Source organism: Mycobacterium sp. 1165196.3, from assembly GCF_001673415.1.
GTDB lineage: Bacteria > Actinomycetota > Actinomycetes > Mycobacteriales > Mycobacteriaceae > Mycobacterium > Mycobacterium europaeum_A.
In genome coordinates, this window is sequence record NZ_LZLU01000267.1 from 24,979 (window position 1) to 41,798 (window position 16,820).

Genomic DNA, 16,820 nt, shown 5'->3' on the forward strand with positions numbered 1-16,820 from the left:
GCCAGGTGAGGAATGCCCGGTAGGAGCCGGCGGCGGGCAGCCGCTGGCCGTAGTAGCTGGTGAAGATCTCCCGCAGCAGGATCGGCAGCGACCAGCCGTCGAGCAGGATGTGATGGTTGGTCAGCACGAACCGGTGCCGGCCGGCCGCAGTGCGGATCAGCGCCACACGGAACGCGGCCTGTCCCGACAGGTCGCGCACCGCCGCGCGCTCGGCGGCGCACAGCTGCTCGATCCGCCGGTCGGCGTCGGTACCGTCCAGATCGAGGTACTGCCACTGCACCACCGGATCGGCGGGGATGATCTGGACCGGCTCGTCGTAGCGGTCGCAGAACAGCGCCGCCAGGTGTGGATGCCGGTTGACGACGGTGTGCACGGCGTCGCGCAGGCGGTCGGGGTCAAGCGGCCCGGTGAGGGTGAAGTCGAGCTGCACGGCGTACATGTCGTCGCTGCCCTGCGCGGTGCTGGAGTGAAAGAGCAGTCCCTGTTGCAGCGGGGTCAGCGGCAGGATGTCGGCGATGTGGTGCTGGGTCGCCAGCTCGTCGATCTCGTGCTGGCTCAGCCGGGCCGGCGCGATGTCGGACGGGGTCAGGCCGCCGCCGCCGGCGCGCACATGCGCGCACACGCCGGCCAGGGCCTCGAACCACAACCGGCTCAACCGGGTGATCTGTGCCGCGTCGAGAACCGATGGCGCCCAAGTCCATTCGGCGTGCAGGTGGGGTCCGGTGCCGGTGTCGATGGTGCCGGCGTTGAGCTCGACGGTGTGCATCAGCGGCATCGGCACCGCCGCGGCGGCCCCGATCAGGGACAGGCCCTCCTGGCTGATGCGCCAGCCCTCGCCCGCCGAATCAGACGCCGCGCCTTGGCGTCCCAGGTAGTTGAAGGCGATCGACGGGTCGGGGCCGGCCAGCTCGACCTCGGTGTTGAGGTAGCGCAGCAATCCGTAGGTCAGCGGATCCGGCAGGGCGCGCAGCTGCTCTTTGGCGTGTTTGATCACCGCGCCCAGCGCCGGGTCACCGGCCACCACCTGGGCCCACTCGAGCCCGGCCACGCCCAGTGCCACCGGGTATTTGGTGGTGAACCACCCGACGGTGCGGGACAGGTCGATGTCCGCGGCCAGTTCCTCGTGCCGCCCGTGGCCCTCGACGTCGATGCCGATCGCGTCGGCGCCACCCAGGAATTCCGCCCAGGCCAGGCCGAACGCGATCAGCAGGATGTCCTGGATGCCGGCGTGGAACGCGGTCGGCACGTCGCCGATCAGCGCGCGGGTCGTCTCGGCATCCAGTTCCACCGACAACCGCCCGGCTGAGGCGTAGGTATCCACCTCGGGGCTGGCCGCCGGCAGCGCGGGGGGCGTGGCGGTCACCTTCTTCCAGGCACCCAGCTTGCTGACGACCTCGGGGCGATGCGCGTGCTCGGCCAGCACCGCCGACCACCGGGCGAACGACGTTCCCGCCGACGCCAGCTCCACCGGCTGCCCCGCGCTGTGCAGCGCCCAGGCAATGTTGAGGTCTTCCAACAGGATCCACCACGACACGGCGTCGACGGCCAGGTGGTGAATGATCACGGCCAACTGGCCGGTGGCCTCGAGCCACAGCGCGCTCAGCATCACCCCGGCGGCCGGCTCCAGCCGAGCCCGCGCGTCGGCCAGCGCCTCGTCGGACAGCTCGTCCACCGATCGCAGGCAGTCCTGCGCCCGCACTGACCCGGGCTCGGGCACCCGCAGCGACCAACCGCCGGCCTCGTCGTCATCGACGCGCAGCCGCAGCATGGCGTGCCGATCCACCAAGGCCTGCAACACGATTGCGACGTCGGCCTCGGTCACCCCGGCCGGGGCCTGGACCATGACGGTCTGGTTGAACTGATCGATCGGGCCGCCGGCGCTTTCGATGTCGCGCAGCCACCGCATGATCGGGATGGCCAGCACCGGGCCGACGCCCTCGTCGACGACCTCGGCGGCCCCGTCGCTGACGCCGGCCACCCGGGCCAGCCGGGCCACGGTCTGTTCGACGAAGACGTCTCGTGGCCGGCACGTCAGGCCGGCGGCGCGCGCTCGCGCCACGACTTGCAGCGACAGGATGCTGTCGCCGCCCAGTTCGAAGAACGACTCGTCCACGCCGACCCGCTGCACGCCGAGCACCTCGGCGTAGATGCCCGCCAGGATTTCCTCGACGGCGTTGCTCGGCGCGCGATACTCGCCCGTGCTGTATTCGGGCATCGGCAGAGCGCGGGTGTCCAGCTTGCCGTTGGCCGTGAGCGGCAGCGCGTCCAGGCCGACCACCGCGGCCGGCACCAGGTGCGCCGGGAGCCGGTCGGCCAGCGCGGTGCGCGCCTCGGCCGGGTCGGCGGTCCCGGTGAGGTAGCCCACCAGACGTTTGTCGCCGGGCCGGTCCTCGCGGACGATCACCACGGCCTGCTCGACACCGTCGAGTGCGGCCAGCGCGGCCTGGACCTCGCCGAGTTCGATGCGGTAGCCGCGGATCTTGACCTGCTCGTCGGCGCGGCCCAGGTAGCGCAGCTGACCGTCGGCATCCCAGCACGCCAGGTCGCCGGTGCGGTACATCCGGGCGCCCGGCGCGCCGAACGGGCACGCCACGAACCGCGAGGCCGTCAGCCCGGCCCGGCCCACATACCCGGCGGCCACCCCGTCACCGGCCACATACAGCTCACCGATGACGCCCGGCGGGAGCGGACGCATCCAGCCGTCGAGCACGAACAGGGCGGCGCCGTCCACTGGGGACCCGATCGGCGGTATGCCGGATCCCGGCCGCAGCAGGGCGCTGATCGCCACACACATGGTGGTCTCGGTCGGGCCGTAGGCGTTGACCATCACCCGGCCGGGCGCCCACTGGTCCACCACCTCGGCCGGGCAGGCCTCGCCGACCACCGCCAGCGCCACCGACTCCAGCCCCTTCGGCGACAGCATCGCCACCGCCGACGGGGTCTGCGTCAACACGGTGACCTCCTCGGTCACCAGCACGTCGTGGAACTCGTCGGGGGAACGGGTTACGTCTTCGGACACCACCACCAGGCGGCCGCCGCGCAGCAGCGCGCCGAAGATCTCCCAGACCGACACGTCGAAGGCATACGAGTGGCACTGCGACCACACGCCGGCGGCGGGCAGGCCCGCGTCCAGCGAACCGATCAGCTGCGTCACGTTGCGATGAGTCACCGCAACGCCTTTGGGGACGCCCGTGGTGCCCGAGGTGTAGATCAGGTAGGCGATATCGGCCGGGTCGGGCACCGACAGCGCCGTCGCGGGCCGGGCGTCGATGCGCGGATCGTTGACGTCGACGACGGTAATGCCGAGGCCGTCGAACCGCTGCGCCAGATCGGCGGTCGTCACCACGGCGACCGGCTGCGCGTCGGCAAGCATGAATTCGATCCGCGTCCCCGGCGACGACGGGTCGATCGGCAGGTAGGCCGCCCCGGTCTTGAGCACCGCGAGGATGCTCGCGACCGCCTCGGCGGAGCGCGAAAACATCAGCGCCACAGTCTGTCCCGGCCCAGCGCCGTGGGCCACCAGGTGATGCGCCAACCGGTTCGACGCCGCATCGAGTTCGCGGTACGTCACCGATGCGCCCTCGCACGCCAGCGCCACCGCCTGCGGCGCCCGGCTCACCTGCGCGGCGAACAACTCGGGCACCGACATCGGCGCGGTCGCCGAATCGGTCAAAACCGCTGTGTTGCCAACCTCTTTCAACCGGGCACGTTCGTCGGCATGCAGCACGTCCAACGACGACAACTGCCGGTCCGGACCGGCGGCGATGGTCGCCAGAATCCGCTGCAGCCGCTCCCCCAGATCCGAGACGTCGAAGTTGGCGAAGGGTTGCCCGGTGCCGACCGTGCTCAGGAACTGCTGATCGCCGAATCCGAGGAAGAACAGCCCGAAATGGCCCACCGGGCCGAAGCTGGTGTACTTCGCGGTCGCCGGGACGTCGCCCAGGCTGAGCGTGAGGCGCGCCGGCACGAAGTTGACGACGACGCGGTTGGGCGCCTGCCTGGGTCCGTTGAAGTGGCCTTCGCCGTCCAGCGTGCGCGTCGGAAACTGCTGATGCCGCAACGCTTCTCGTGACCGCGCATCGACCTGACGGCAGAAGTCGGCGAACGTCGTGTCCGGCGCAGCCTTCAGCACCAGCGGCACCACCCCGGCGAGCATGCCGGGATGCGTCTTGGACTCCGGATCGACTCGCCTGCTGACCGGGAAGTCGAGCACGACCTCGTCCGAGCCGTCGGCCGACCAACCGCGGACCAGCAGTGCGCACGCCGCCGTGAGCACCGAGGACCGGCGGATGCGCAGCGCCTTGGACAGCTCCTTGACCTTGCCGATGACGGCCTCGTCCAATTGGACTGGCGGAGAAGGCGCATACGGGTCCCGCCCATCGTCGGCGACCGTCGACGGGTAGTCCGCCCCGGCGCCCGATGGCCGGTGAGAGGCCCAATATTCCTGATCCTCAACGAATTTGGGAGATGTCTCGTACTCCAACTCGCCGCTGGCGAGGTCGTGCAGCGACCCGAAGAAGGCGGGCGGAATCGGTTTCCCGGACGCAAGCGCGGAGTAGATCGCCGCGATCCGCCGGCCCACCAGGGCGATGCCCATCCCATCGATGGCGATGTGATGACAGGTGGTGAACCAGTAGTACTCGTCGGGCGCGGTCCGGAACAGCGCGAACTTGATCATCGGGCCGGTGAGCGGCATCGGCGTCCGCTGAATCGACGCGGCGGTTTCGCGAACTTCCCGCTCCGGATCGCGTGAGTCGGTCAGGTCATAGAAGACCAGATCGACATCGTCGTACTCGACGGCCTTTTGGAAGACCTGGCCGTCCACCTCGAAGAACGAAGCCCGCAGGCTCTCAGCCTCATTGACCACATGTCGCATAGCCTCGTGCAACAAACCGGTGTCGATGGCGCCCTGGATATGGACGAGGACACCCAGCTGCCAAGCCACATCAAAGTAGCCCGTTTGCAGCGCCAGCCAGATGTCGAGCTGACCCCGCGTCACCGGAACAGCCCGGTCAACACGCTCCACTAAACGCCCCCCACCAAGAGTTCGACCCCGAAACCCTTCATACCGACACCGGTCTAATGATCACAAACCGGCGCGGTCAGCGTGTCGCGCAGACTTTTCGCCCGTATATCGGGCCAGGCTTCTTCGATGTAGTGCAGGCATGTGGCTCGGTCGGCTTCCCCAAAAACTACCCTCCAACCGGCGGGAATGACAGCGAAGGTCGGCCAAAGACTGTGCTGTTCTTCATTATTGACCAAGACGAAAAATTGGCCGTTGTCGTCATCGAACGGATTGAGCGACACCGATGGACCCCCTAACACCCGAGACATAGATTTACCAAGCCGTGCCGCGGATAACCCCGAATATCGTTGCGGCGCTTGAGGATTGATCCGTCAAGCCCGGCCCGTATGTCGACCTGCCCAGGCGCCCGGCGTCAGCGCCGGTGAGCTCGGACGGCGGGGGCGGCGCGACGACATCATGGTCGCGGTGACCATTCCGGCACCTCGCCGACAGATAGCGTTCATCGGCAGTGCACTCCTCATGAGCTACCACTGCGACCGTCGGCGTCGCGATCCACGGAATCGACAATACCCAGCCAATACTGTGCCAAACATATGAATTCCGTTCTTGCATAACCGATCCGCAGTCATACTACTGACGCACCGATTTTTGCTGCTTAGCAAAAGTAACGTGTCATGCCTGCGCCAGGTGCACCTCCACTTCCCGAACGCGACGCCGGGTGCGATTTCGCTTGTCGACGCTGACCAGCGATCTTTGCCGCCATCCGCGGCCGAAAACCTCGCTTACGCATTCGATAAATATTTGCCGGTGCGGTCGGCATGCGTCCAGTGCCGGCGCGCGTGACACCGGGACCACCGATTGAGTTCGGGTAGGCGTCCAGCCCGAGCGCTTTCAGCTGCGCGTTTGTGACTCTGCACCGGGGACCCCGGCCAGCAGGACGCGACGTCGCATCCGGCTGCCACCATGCAAAAACATACGGACGCTTGCTAAAACGCGGCCGGCGGCGTGGCGAACCACTGATGGCGACCCCGGCCGCGCCATAGCTACACAGAGCCGAACCGGCCCACCGTGGCTGCCCCATCGCCTGTCCTCATCATTCGGATGTCGCCGAGTCGAATCCGCGCCTCAAGCCAGCCTCGCACGATTTGCCAGGGGCCGCTCAGCGCCATCCACGCGGGGCCGTAAACAGGCACGTTGTGATTGATGTCACGGCCGTCCGGCACGGAAGATGTTCGCCGGTGCTCGGGCGTCGGCCCGGTCCGCTACCTCCGATGCGCGGCTTCGGCGATCCGAGCCGGGCGACGGTTCGGCACGCGGACCCCTCTCTCACCTGCCGCGCTGTCGTCGAGCGGCCGAGCCCGAATCCGTTGACCACAACCGGGTTTGGCGCACACAGCGGATTCATAGCCGACTTTGCGGCACGCAAATACTCGAGTGCGTACTCGGGGAATGGCGGCGTTTAGACGCCGCCATCGACGGGTAGAGCCCCGAACCATGTGGGGGTCAGTGCTGGGCTTGGGGATCCTGGCTGCGCTCAATCCGGTCCGCCTCGGCCTCGCCTTATTGATGATCTCTCGACCGCGTCCCGGGGCGAGCCTGCTCGCCTACTGGCTCGGCGGATTGACGATATGCATACCCGAGTTGCTCGTCCCGCTGCTGCTGCTGAACTTCACGCCGATGTTCGCACACCTCGCGCACGGTTCGGCGTCCCCGTCGACGAGCTCGGCCCTCGGCAGGATTCAGATCGGCCTCGGTGTGGTCGTCCTGTCGGTCGCCGCACTGATGACGGTCCGCTTCCTCACCCGCCGACGGATACGCCAACCCGCGCCCGACGCCGACCGCACGCCGGAACTGTCGATGGTCTCGGGTGCACCGATCGCAATGCCGCGGCTGCTGACGCGGGTCCAGGAGGCGCCGGCCGACGACCCCTCCCGATTCCGGCGCCTGCTCGGCCGCGTCCACAGCGCCTGGGAAAGCGGGGCGTCGTGGGTGGCGTGGGTGATCGGCATCATCTCGGTGCCGGTCGACGGCGTCCTGTTCATCGTGGCGATCATCGCGGCCTCGGGTGCATCGGTGAGCGCGCAGGCCGGCGCGTCCGTCGCATTCGTCATGCTGATGTACGCCGTCGTCGAGATCATCCTGGTCGGCTACCTCGTCAGGCCGGCGCGAACGCAGTCCTTGCTGTTGGTGCTGCACGACTGGGTGCGCAGCTACCACCGGCAAATCCTGGTGGGCCTGTTCGCGGTGGTCGGGGCCTCGGAGCTGGCCCAGGGCCTGCACATCCTCTGAGCGGAACCGCTCACCGAATCAGGGCGTCCGGTGGCGGATCCGGGGCAACTCGCGCAGGATCGCGCTATGAAACGCGAAGTGGGCGCCGAACTCGAAGTCGACATCACCGCGGCCACGACGCTGGAGTTTCAGATCGCCGTGGCGCCGCATCCGCGAGCCGAGGTGTCCGAGTCGCTGCGCTTCGTCCTGGACGGACGGCCGATCACGCCCCTGGAGATCAGCGGGCTGCACGGCAACCGCATCCACAAGTTCGACGCCGCGGTGGGCACGCTGCGCGTCGACTACGAGGCGACCATCGTGGGTCACACCGATCCGGCTCCGGTGACCGAATACGACCAGTCGATGTACCTGCGGCCCAGCCGCTACGCCGAATCCGACAAGTTTTTCGGTTTCGCCGCAACCGAATTCGGAAATGACCGCGATGCCGCGGAGCTGCTGGAGCACGTGAGTTCCTGGGTAGGCACCCGGCTGAACTACGTGCCCGGCTCCAGCGATCCGATCGACGGGGCGGTGGACACGTTGCTCGCCGGCGAAGGTGTGTGCCGGGACTACGCGCACCTGGTGGTGGCGCTCCTGCGAGCGGTCAGCGTCCCGGCCCGGGTGGCGTCCGTGTACGCGCCGGGCGTGTACCCGATGGACTTTCACGCCGTCGCGGAGGCGTTCGTCGACGGGCACTGGCGGGTGGTGGACGCGACGTTGCTGGCGCCACGGCAGACGCTGGTGCGGGTGGCCACCGGTCGCGACGCCGCCGACACGGCGTTCCTCGACAATCACAAAGGTGCGGTCACGCTGAATCGTCTGGTCGTGAGCGCCGTGGTGGACGGCGAGTTGCCCCGGGACTCGATCGACCACCTGATTTCGATCCGCTGAAATCGCCTGTGCCACAGCATGATCGCGGCGTTCTGGTGATCAGCCGGACTTGTCGTCGTCGGAATCTTTCTGGTCGTCGGAGTCCTCGTCCTCGTTATCGGAGTCACCGTCGTCGTTGTTATCGGAGTCCTCGTCGTCGGAGTCCTCGTCCTCGTCGCCGGAGTCGTCCTTGTCGTCGGAATCCTTCGACTTGTCGTCGGAGTCCTTCGACTTGTCATCCGACTCGTCCGCCTCGTCGGCCTTGTCTGCGTACTTCGTCAAAAGCCCGGCGAGTTGCCGGGCCTCTTGGGGTGACAGCAAATCGTCGAATATCCGCTCGTCGCCCTCAGAGATGCGCTCGAGGTACACCGTGTTGCCCTCGGCCCCGACATCCCAGCGGCCTCCTTCCTGACGAACCATCCGATGCCGCCTTTCGACTAGTGAACTGGTACAAACCGGACGCGCGTGCGCGCTTGGGTGTTGCTTACCCACTTTTGCTGGAGCCGACGACCAATAGGCTGGTGTTTTGAACGCCCGAGCTTCGGAGGTAACGACATGCCTGCACCGTCTGCCGAGGTCTTCGATCGCCTGCGTCAGCTGGCCGCGATCAAAGACGCCACCGCACGTCAGACCAAGACGATCGACGAGGTCTTCACCGGCAAGCCGCTGACCACGATCCCGATCGGCACCGCCGAAGACGTCGAAGCCGCATTCGCCGAGGCGCGGGCGGCCCAGGTCGCCTGGGCGAACCGCCCGGTCGCCGAGCGCGTCGAGATCATCGCCCGCTACCGCGACCTCGTCATCGAGAACCGCGAGTTCCTGATGGATCTCCTGCAGGCGGAGGCCGGCAAGGCCCGCTGGGCGGCGCAGGAGGAAATCATCGACCTGGTGGCGAACGCGAACTACTACGCGGGCGTCGCGGCCGACCTGCTCAAGCCCCGCACGGTGCCCGCGCTGCTCCCCGGCATCGGCAAGACCACGGTCGGTTACCAACCCAAGGGCGTGGTCGGGGTGATCTCGCCGTGGAACTACCCCATGACGCTGACGGCGTCCGACTCGGTGCCGGCGCTGCTGGCCGGCAACGCGGTGGTGCTCAAGCCCGACAGCCAGACGCCCTATTGCGCGCTCGCCTGCGCCGAGCTCCTGTACAAGGCCGGCCTGCCGCGCGCGCTCTACGCGATCGTGCCCGGGCCGGGCTCGGTGGTGGGCACCGCAATCATCGACAACTGCGACTACCTGATGTTCACCGGCTCGACCGCCACCGGCAGGCAGCTCGCCGAACACGCGGGCCGTCGCCTGATCGGGTTCTCGGCCGAACTCGGCGGCAAGAACGCGATGATCGTCACGCGGGGCGCCAATCTCGACAAGGCCGCCAAGGCGGCCACCCGCGCCTGTTTCTCGAACGCGGGCCAGCTGTGCATCTCCATCGAGCGCATCTACGTCGAGAAGGACATCGCCGACGATTTCGTCGGCAAATTCGGCGCCGCGGTGCGAAACATGAAGCTGGGCACCGACTATGACTTCTCGGTGGACATGGGCAGCCTGATCTCCGCCGGCCAGCTGGATACCGTGACCGACCATGTGGAGGACGCGAAAGCCAAGGGCGCCAAGGTGATTGCGGGCGCGAAGGCGCGTCCCGACATCGGCCCGCTGTTCTACGAGCCGACGGTGCTGACCGATGTCACGCCCGAGATGGAGTGCGCGGCCAACGAGACGTTCGGTCCGCTCGTCTCGATCTACCCCGTCGCCGACGTGGACGAGGCCGTCGAGAAGGCCAACAACACCGACTACGGGCTCAACGCCAGCGTGTGGGCGGGCTCCTCGGCCGAGGGTCAGCAGATCGCCGCCCGGTTGCGGTCGGGGACGGTGAACGTCAACGAGGGTTACGCCTTCGCCTGGGGCAGCCTCAGCGCGCCGATGGGCGGGATGGGCCAGTCCGGCGTCGGCCGCCGGCACGGCCCCGAGGGCCTGCTGAAGTACACCGAATCGCAGACGATCGCGACCGCGCGGGTGTTCAATCTCGATCCGCCCCTGGGCATTCCGGGGAAGGTGTGGCAGAAGTCGCTGCTGCCGATCGTGCGGACGGTGATGAAGATCCCCGGCCGGAACTGACTTCGCGGCGGGCCGATTCACCCGTTGACCCCGATCTACTACCGAGCGTAGTATCCGGGCTACCCCATCATGCACAAGGAGGTGCACTGTGAGGTGGAGTTTCGCCCAGATCGGGCTGCTGATCATCTGCGCTTTTCACGTCGTCCAGGCGGTGATCGGCCTGATCATGAATCCCAGCTTCGCCACCGGCCCCACCGCGCCGACCGTGCAGCTGCTCGGAATGGACTACAACGGCTGGCACGCCGTCGCCGGTCTGGCGCTGTTCGCCCCGGGCCTGGTGTTCGCGCTGCGCAAGTCATGGTCGGTGCTGTATCTGCTGCTCGCCGCGATAGCCGGTGCGCTGCCCGGCATTTGGGCCTTCTTCTCCCATCAGGTCGCGTTCGTCTTCACCTTCCCCAACAACACGACCGACGCGGTGGTGCACCTGGTGACCGCCACGGTGATGGTCGCGGTGGCGGCGGTTCAGATCCGGATGGACGGCGGTCTCAAAAGTTCGCTCGCCGATCTCCGGAAAGCGCCGTAACGCCAAACCCTCACACCTGGGCCAGTTGAGTTCACATCGCCGCCGCTGCGGGTAGTCCTCCGGTCGACGAAGGAGGTTGCGATGGCCAAGCAATCGGACAAGGACGACGACGAGCCCAAGGGCGGTCGCCCCGGCCCCGCGGATCACGGGCGCGAAGGCGGGATGGCGACCCGCGAGAACGCGCCCGAACTCACCGAGCCGGACCGCGAGGACTGACGGCGTGACGGCATGACGCCGCCCGAATCGGATCGCGTTTCGCGCGGTCAGCGGGGGCGGGTGGCCGGGATGTCACCGTCACGACGAAAATGGATGGATGCCGTCTGAACAGGCGCCGCCGCCGCCGCAATCGGCGCCGGGCTGGTATCCCGATCCCGCAGTAGGCCACGGGCTGCAGCGGTACTTCGACGGCACCAGCTGGACCAGCGAGTGGGCCTTCACCGCGGACCCGCCGAAGAAGGGCCTGCCCGGCAAGGCGGTCCTGGCGCTGGCCGCGCTGTGCGTCCTGGTGCTGCTCATCATCGTCGGCAAGAGCTGGGTTTTCGACCCGAAGAAGGACGGCCGATCGGCCGAGTCGAGCAGTTCGGCCACGGCGGGGCCGACCGAGGCGCCGTCGACGCCGGCCGGTCCCAAAAAGCCGGACGGCGTCACCTTCACCGTCGCGCCGGGCCCGAATGGTGACGTGGTCGACGCCAAGTTCGCCATTCGGGACAACTACACCGAGCAGATGATCAAGGACGGCGCCCGGCTGGACACCATCGGCATTCTCAAGTACGCGCGGGCGACCTACCCCGACGCGTCCGCGGTGAACGTGCAGGGCACCTTTCCGATGACCGACCCGTACGGCAACACCTCGACCCAGGTCGCCATCGACCTCACGTATTCGCGGGCCACGCTGGACAAGATCAACTTCGACGGCATCAACAAAGCCAGCATCTGGGAGATCCGCGACTCCGGAACCGTCCTGCCGGCCTTCCAGCCATAGATCGGTCGTCCGTGGCCGCTAGGTGCAGTACTGCCCGTTGATCAGGCAATTCTGCGGTGGCGAGAAGGGACCGGTCAGCACGCCCCTGAAACCGCCCGTGGCCGAACCCCCGGGGGGAATGCTGCGATTCCAGTTCGCCGGGGTCAGAACATAGTGCGTGCCGGATTGGGTAACGGTGCTGTTCCAGGTGTGCAAGACGGATTCGCTCGCCGGCAAGTCGAATTCCAGCTTCCAATCGGTGAGCGGCGCCATGCTCGCGTTGGTGACGGAGAAGCGGGCGATGAAACCGGTCTGCCACGCATGGTCCACCGACAACGTCGCCGTGGCGGCGGCCGCGTGGGCCGCGGGAGCGATGCCGAGCCCCAGGACGGCAACCGTCGACGCCGATGCGAGTACGTGAAACGCTGCGCGCCAGCGGTTCACGCGATGTGTGCCTCCGCCCATGACTGCCAACATTAAAACCGCGGGGGCGATATCGGCCGGCGCGTCGCGGGTAAGCTGCCGTACCTTTGCCCAACCGAAACCGTCGTGAAATCTTCTCGCCTCGGGCTGGGCCGGCGGCTGACTCAAACCGCCGCTGACCTGTGGTCGGGCTGACAGGATTTGAACCTGCGACCACTTGACCCCCAGTCAAGTGCGCTACCAAACTGCGCCACAGCCCGCGCGCCGGCGCTTGCACCGGCAGCAGGTCGAAAGCCTACCGTAACCGGGCGGCCGCCCCGCCAAGCGACCTCCGCCGGCGGGCGACAGAAGACCAATAGGTGAATCGCAAACGCGCTAGCGCCGGTGCTAGCGGCTTTGAGAAGCACCTATTGGTCTGAAGAGAGCCGGAAACATCCCCGGCGCCCCGAAAACCGCGCCGACACCTCAGCGCCGCCGCGCTCCCCGCTTCTCGCGCACCCGCACGTTGATCCGGATCGGCGACCCCTCGAACCCGAAGGCCTCGCGCAGCCGGCGCTCCAGAAAGCGCCGGTATCCGGCCTCCAGAAACCCGGTGGTGAACAGCACGAACGTCGGCGGCCGGGCGGTGGCCTGGGTGGCGAACAGGATGCGCGGCTGCTTGCCGCCACGCACCGGCGGCGGGGTGGCCGCCACCACCTCTTTGAGCCAGGAATTGAGCGGGCCGGTCGGAATCCGCGCGTCCCACGACGCCAGCGCGGTCTCCATCGCCGGCACCAGCTTCTGCAGCGCCCGACCGGTCTTGGCGGAGATGTTGACCCGCGGCGCCCACCGCAGCTGCACCAGTTCGCGGTCGATCTCGCGCTCCAGCATCTCGCGGCGGTCCTCGTCGACCAGGTCCCACTTGTTGAAGGCCAGCACCAGGGCGCGGCCGGCCTCGATGACCATCGACAGCACCCGCTGGTCCTGCTCGGTCAGCGGCTCGGACCCGTCGATCAGCACGATCACCACCTCGGCCGCGTCAATTGCCGAGTGGGTGCGCACCGAGGCGTAGAACTCGTGCCCGCTGGCCTGGCCAACCTTTCGCCGCAAGCCCGCGGTGTCGACAAACCGCCAGACCTTGTCATCCAGCTCGATCAGCGAGTCCACCGGATCCACCGTCGTTCCGGCGACGTCGTGCACGACCGAGCGCTGGTCCCCGGCCAGCTTGTTCAGCAGCGAGCTCTTGCCCACGTTGGGCTTGCCGACCAGCGCCACCCGCCGCGGACCGCCGGACGTGGGCGCCACCTCGGACACCTCGGGCAGCGCGGCCAGCACCGCATCGAGCAGATCCGCCACGCCGCGGCCGTGTATGGCGCTGATCGCGTGCGGCTCACCGAGCCCCAGCGACCACAGCATCGCGGCGTCCGCCTCGACCTTGTCGCTGTCAACCTTGTTGGCCGCCAAGAAGACCGGCTTGCCCGACCGCAGCAGGATCCGGGCGGCGGCCTCGTCGGCCGTGGTGGCGCCGACGACGGCGTCGACCACCAGGATCACCGCATCGGCGGTGCGCATCGCCACCGAGGCCTGGTCGGCCACCAGCTGCTGCAGCCCCTTGGCGTCGGGCTCCCATCCCCCGGTGTCCTGCACGATGAACCGACGCCCGGTCCACAGCGCGTCGTAGGACACCCGGTCGCGGGTGACGCCCGGGACGTCCTGCACCACCGCTTCGCGCCGGCCCAGGATCCGGTTGACCAGTGTCGACTTGCCGACGTTGGGTCGGCCGACCACCGCCACCACGGGCGCCGGGCCGGCCTCCTCCTGTTCGTCCAGGCCGAAATCGACGGATTCCCAGTCGCTTTCGTCACTCCACGTGCCGTCTTGGGTCACCGCACCGCTCCGCTTCGCTGCTTGACCAGGTCCCGCAGGTGCGAAATCACCTGGGCCTCGGTCATCTCGCTGGTGTCGACGACGAGTGCGTCGGGCGCCGCGCGCAGTGGCGACACCGCCCGGGTCGAATCCAGATGGTCGCGGCGGCGGACATCGGCGAGCACCGCCTCGTAGTCGTCGGCTAGCCCGGCCGCCACGTTCTGTTCGTGGCGCCGCCGCGCCCGGGTCTCGGCCGACGCGGTCAGGAAGATCTTGACGGGCGCGTCGGGCAGGACGACGGTGCCGATGTCGCGCCCCTCGACCACGACATCGCCTGGCCCAGCGGCCATCTCGCGCTGCAGCTCGACCAGCCTGGCGCGCACGGCCGGCACCGCCGACACCGCCGAGACGGCGCCGGTGACGGCATCCCCGCGAATCTCGGTGGAAACGTCCTCGCCGGCAAGCAAACACCGATCGCCGTCCACCGACAGCTGCGCCGTCGACCCGATCCCGCCGACCGCGTCGGCGTCGTCCGGGTCGATGCCCGCGCGCAGCACGGCCAGCGTCACGATCCGGTACATCGCCCCGGTGTCGAGGTAGCGTGCGCCGAGCGCTTGCGCCAATCCCCTTGACACCGAGGACTTTCCGGTACCCGCCGGGCCGTCGATGGCAACGACCATTCCACTCACAGGCCCACCGCCTTGTACAGCTGGCCGATCTCGTGATGGGCCAACGCCCGGAAGGTGCCCGGCCGCTGCTTACCCAGCGAGACGGGCCCGATGTCGGTGCGCACCAACGACTCCACCGGGAATCCCGCCGCCGCCAGCAGCCGGCGCACGATGCGATTGCGCCCCTCGTGCAACGTAACCCGCACCAGCGTCTTGCCGGGAATGGCGTCCACCACCGCGAATTCGTCGACCTTGGCCACCCCGTCGTCCAACTCGATCCCCGCGCGCAGCTTCTTGCCGAGCCCACGCGGCACCGACCCGGTCACCGTCGCCAGATACGTCTTGGGCACCTCATGCGAAGGATGCATCAACCGATGCGCCAGCTCGCCGTCGTTGGTCAACAGGATCAGCCCCTCGGTGTCGGCGTCCAACCGCCCGACGTGAAACAGGTTCTTGTTGCCGCGGACCTTGCGCTCGACCAGATCGCCGATGCACGGGCGGCCGCGGTCGTCGGACATGGTCGAGTGCACACCGCGCGGCTTGTTCAGTGCCAGATACACCTGCGAGTCGTCGAGGACCACCCGGGCCCCGTCGACGCGGATCACCGAGGAGTCCGGGTCGACGCGGGTGCCCAGTTCGGTCACCACCTGCCCGTCGACCTCGACGCGGCCGTCGATGATCAACTTCTCGGCGGCCCGCCGCGACGCAATTCCGGCCTGCGACAACACCTTCTGCAGCCGGATCCCCTCAGCTTCGTGCATCAATCCTGGTCCACGTCGAAGGTCAGCGCCTGATCGGGCGATGGACCGCCCGAGAGCTTGATGAAACGTGGCTCGCTGTCCAGGGATTCGGATAAATCCTCGATCGTGTCGACGTCGGGAAGCAGCGGCGCAATGTCCGGCAGGTCGGAAAGCGACGTCAACCCGAGGCGTTCCAGGAACAGGTCGGTGGTGGCGAACGTCACCGCGCCGGTGTCCTCGTCGGCCCCGGCCTCGGTGATCAGGCCGCGCGCCAGCAGCGTGCGCATCACCGCGTCGACGTTGACGCCGCGCACCGCGCTCACCCGCGCGCGGGTCACGGGCTGGCGGTAGGCGACCACGGCCAGCGTCTCCAGCGCGGCGCGGGTGAGTTTGGATCGCGCGCCGTCCAGCAGCAGCTTCTCGACATAGGGCGCGAACCGGGCGCGGGTGTACATCCGCCAGCCCTCGCTGTTTTTGCGCAGGTCGATGCCGCTGTCCCGCTCGGTGAGTTGCTCGGCCATCTCCTGCAGCTTGGTCGCGATCCGGTACACCGGCTGCCCGGTGGCCGACGCCAGCGCCTCCGCGGTGACCGGGGTGTCCACCACCAGCAGCAGCGCCTCGAGCACCGAGCCGAGTTCCTCGGATTCCATCGGCGCGACCTCGGCGATGTCCGGGATGCCGTCATCGAGTACGACGTCGGGCAGATCTTCAGTCATTACTCGTCTCGTATTTCGGTGGTCGGACACTCCCCGGTCCAGGCAATTTGGAGCACGCCAAGCGGCTCTGACTGGTCGAATGCTACCGCCCGCGACCGATACAGTTCGAGCAGCGCCAGGAAGCGCCCGACCACCTCCATCGACGCCTCACAGTCGGCGACCAGCTCGGAGAACGTCGCCCACGCGCCGCTGCCCCGCGCCTGAAGGATGTCCAGCAGCTTTTTGGCCTGCTCGGGGACCGACACCTGCACCTGGTGCAGGTGCGCGACGGACACCGTCGGCACGGGCCGCGGGCTGAACGCGATCGCGGCGATCTGGGCGAACCGTTCGGCGTCGACTCCGATCATCACCTCGGGCAGCAGTTCGGTGAACCGGTCCTCCAGCGACACCGAGCGCGGATAACTGCGCAGCGCGGTGGCCTCGAGCTCCGCGAACATCTCGGCGACGTGCTTGAACGCCCGGTACTGCAGCAGCCGGGCGAACAGCAGGTCGCGCACCTCCAGCAGCGCCAGGTCTTCGTCGTCGTCGACCTGCCCGGCCGGCAGCAGCCTTGCCGCCTTCAGATCCAGCAGGGTCGCGGCGACCACCAGGAACGCGGTGGTCTCCTCCAGCTCGAGCTGCGGGCCGATTTCGCGGGTGTAGGCGATGAAGTCGTCGGTGACCTGGTG

15 protein-coding genes and 1 tRNA gene (1 of these 16 running past the window's edge) are annotated in these 16,820 nt (G+C 68.0%); 6 read left to right on the plus strand and 10 right to left on the minus strand.

Annotation, left to right across the window (positions count from 1 at the left end):
- The coding region annotated (locus A5659_RS25305; RefSeq protein ID WP_067185088.1) for a non-ribosomal peptide synthetase crosses the window boundary (this coding region is incomplete at its 3' end): on the minus strand, window positions 1–5,026 show 5,026 of its 30,004 nt. Its footprint begins 24,978 nt before the window's first position.
- 53 nt (window positions 5,027–5,079) lie between these two features.
- Window positions 5,080–5,307, minus strand: coding sequence for an MbtH family protein (locus tag A5659_RS27480; protein WP_067142077.1), 228 nt, complete (start codon window positions 5,305–5,307; stop codon window positions 5,080–5,082).
- 1,213 nt (window positions 5,308–6,520) lie between these two features.
- On the opposite strand from A5659_RS27480, the gene A5659_RS25310 reads away from it, so the two are divergent.
- Window positions 6,521–7,315 (plus strand): GAP family protein, encoded by a 795-nt coding sequence (locus A5659_RS25310; protein ID WP_067185065.1) that lies wholly within the window; start codon window positions 6,521–6,523, stop codon window positions 7,313–7,315.
- A gap of 66 nt (window positions 7,316–7,381) precedes the next feature.
- Entirely contained in the window at window positions 7,382–8,185 is an 804-nt protein-coding gene (locus A5659_RS25315) for a transglutaminase family protein (RefSeq protein ID WP_197498213.1), read from the plus strand.
- Between the two features lie 39 nt (window positions 8,186–8,224).
- On the opposite strand, the gene A5659_RS25320 is transcribed toward A5659_RS25315, so the two are convergent.
- Window positions 8,225–8,584, minus strand: a complete 360-nt coding sequence (locus tag A5659_RS25320; protein ID WP_067185069.1) for a hypothetical protein — start codon at window positions 8,582–8,584, stop codon at window positions 8,225–8,227.
- A gap of 135 nt (window positions 8,585–8,719) precedes the next feature.
- On the opposite strand from A5659_RS25320, the gene A5659_RS25325 reads away from it, so the two are divergent.
- The 4 genes from A5659_RS25325 to A5659_RS25335 all read left to right on the plus strand — a co-directional run bounded on the left by A5659_RS25325 (window position 8,720) and on the right by A5659_RS25335 (window position 11,781).
- Complete coding sequence (locus A5659_RS25325; protein WP_067185072.1) at window positions 8,720–10,276, plus strand: succinic semialdehyde dehydrogenase; 1,557 nt, start codon at window positions 8,720–8,722, stop codon at window positions 10,274–10,276.
- Window positions 10,277–10,364: 88 nt separating this feature from the next.
- A complete protein-coding gene (locus A5659_RS25330) occupies window positions 10,365–10,799 on the plus strand; it encodes a DUF4383 domain-containing protein (protein WP_067185076.1) in 435 nt (144 codons plus the stop codon).
- Window positions 10,800–10,880: 81 nt separating this feature from the next.
- Window positions 10,881–11,015 (plus strand): hypothetical protein, encoded by a 135-nt coding sequence (locus A5659_RS28860; RefSeq protein WP_255361674.1) that lies wholly within the window; start codon window positions 10,881–10,883, stop codon window positions 11,013–11,015.
- Window positions 11,016–11,112: 97 nt separating this feature from the next.
- The gene (locus tag A5659_RS25335) at window positions 11,113–11,781 is read left to right on the plus strand and encodes a DUF2510 domain-containing protein (protein WP_067142088.1); all 669 of its coding nucleotides are present in this window, start codon (window positions 11,113–11,115) and stop codon (window positions 11,779–11,781) included.
- An 18-nt stretch (window positions 11,782–11,799) separates the two neighbouring features.
- Here A5659_RS25335 and A5659_RS25340 read toward each other — a convergent pair whose 3' ends face one another.
- The 7 genes from A5659_RS25340 to A5659_RS25370 form a co-directional block, all read right to left on the minus strand.
- Window positions 11,800–12,225: a cellulose-binding domain-containing protein gene (locus tag A5659_RS25340; RefSeq protein ID WP_066876930.1), complete on the minus strand. Its 426-nt coding sequence runs from the start codon at window positions 12,223–12,225 to the stop codon at window positions 11,800–11,802.
- Window positions 12,226–12,366: 141 nt separating this feature from the next.
- Window positions 12,367–12,443: transfer RNA gene (locus A5659_RS25345), tRNA-Pro, on the minus strand.
- A 205-nt stretch (window positions 12,444–12,648) separates the two neighbouring features.
- Window positions 12,649–14,049 (minus strand): ribosome biogenesis GTPase Der, encoded by a 1,401-nt coding sequence (gene der, locus A5659_RS25350; protein WP_066872268.1) that lies wholly within the window; start codon window positions 14,047–14,049, stop codon window positions 12,649–12,651.
- The gene (cmk, locus tag A5659_RS25355) at window positions 14,046–14,708 is read right to left on the minus strand and encodes a (d)CMP kinase (protein ID WP_067185080.1); all 663 of its coding nucleotides are present in this window, start codon (window positions 14,706–14,708) and stop codon (window positions 14,046–14,048) included. The genes der and cmk overlap by 4 nt, the downstream gene beginning before the upstream one ends.
- A gap of 5 nt (window positions 14,709–14,713) precedes the next feature.
- Window positions 14,714–15,457: a pseudouridine synthase gene (locus tag A5659_RS25360; RefSeq protein ID WP_066872262.1), complete on the minus strand. Its 744-nt coding sequence runs from the start codon at window positions 15,455–15,457 to the stop codon at window positions 14,714–14,716.
- A complete protein-coding gene (gene scpB / locus A5659_RS25365; RefSeq protein WP_066872259.1) occupies window positions 15,457–16,152 on the minus strand; it encodes an SMC-Scp complex subunit ScpB in 696 nt (231 codons plus the stop codon). Before scpB ends, A5659_RS25360 begins: the two co-directional genes overlap by 1 nt.
- A partial coding sequence (locus A5659_RS25370) for a segregation/condensation protein A (protein ID WP_067185084.1) occupies window positions 16,152–16,820 on the minus strand: 669 nt, incomplete at its 5' end. The genes A5659_RS25370 and scpB, both read right to left, overlap by 1 nt.

Excerpts from the sequence above, each read along its gene's own strand:
- A5659_RS25310 (WP_067185065.1), top strand. The coding sequence starts at position 6,521 with ATGTGGGGGTCAGTGCTGGGCTTGGGGATCCTGGCTGCGCTCAATCCG.
- A5659_RS25315 (WP_197498213.1), top strand. The coding sequence starts at position 7,382 with ATGAAACGCGAAGTGGGCGCCGAACTCGAAGTCGACATCACCGCGGCC.
- A5659_RS25320 (WP_067185069.1), bottom strand. The coding sequence starts at position 8,584 with ATGGTTCGTCAGGAAGGAGGCCGCTGGGATGTCGGGGCCGAGGGCAAC.
- A5659_RS25325 (WP_067185072.1), top strand. The coding sequence starts at position 8,720 with ATGCCTGCACCGTCTGCCGAGGTCTTCGATCGCCTGCGTCAGCTGGCC.
- A5659_RS28860 (WP_255361674.1), top strand. The coding sequence starts at position 10,881 with ATGGCCAAGCAATCGGACAAGGACGACGACGAGCCCAAGGGCGGTCGC.
- A5659_RS25335 (WP_067142088.1), top strand. The coding sequence starts at position 11,113 with ATGCCGTCTGAACAGGCGCCGCCGCCGCCGCAATCGGCGCCGGGCTGG.
- A5659_RS25340 (WP_066876930.1), bottom strand. The coding sequence starts at position 12,225 with ATGGGCGGAGGCACACATCGCGTGAACCGCTGGCGCGCAGCGTTTCAC.
- cmk (WP_067185080.1), bottom strand. The coding sequence starts at position 14,708 with ATGGTCGTTGCCATCGACGGCCCGGCGGGTACCGGAAAGTCCTCGGTG.
- A5659_RS25360 (WP_066872262.1), bottom strand. The coding sequence starts at position 15,457 with ATGCACGAAGCTGAGGGGATCCGGCTGCAGAAGGTGTTGTCGCAGGCC.
- scpB (WP_066872259.1), bottom strand. The coding sequence starts at position 16,152 with ATGACTGAAGATCTGCCCGACGTCGTACTCGATGACGGCATCCCGGAC.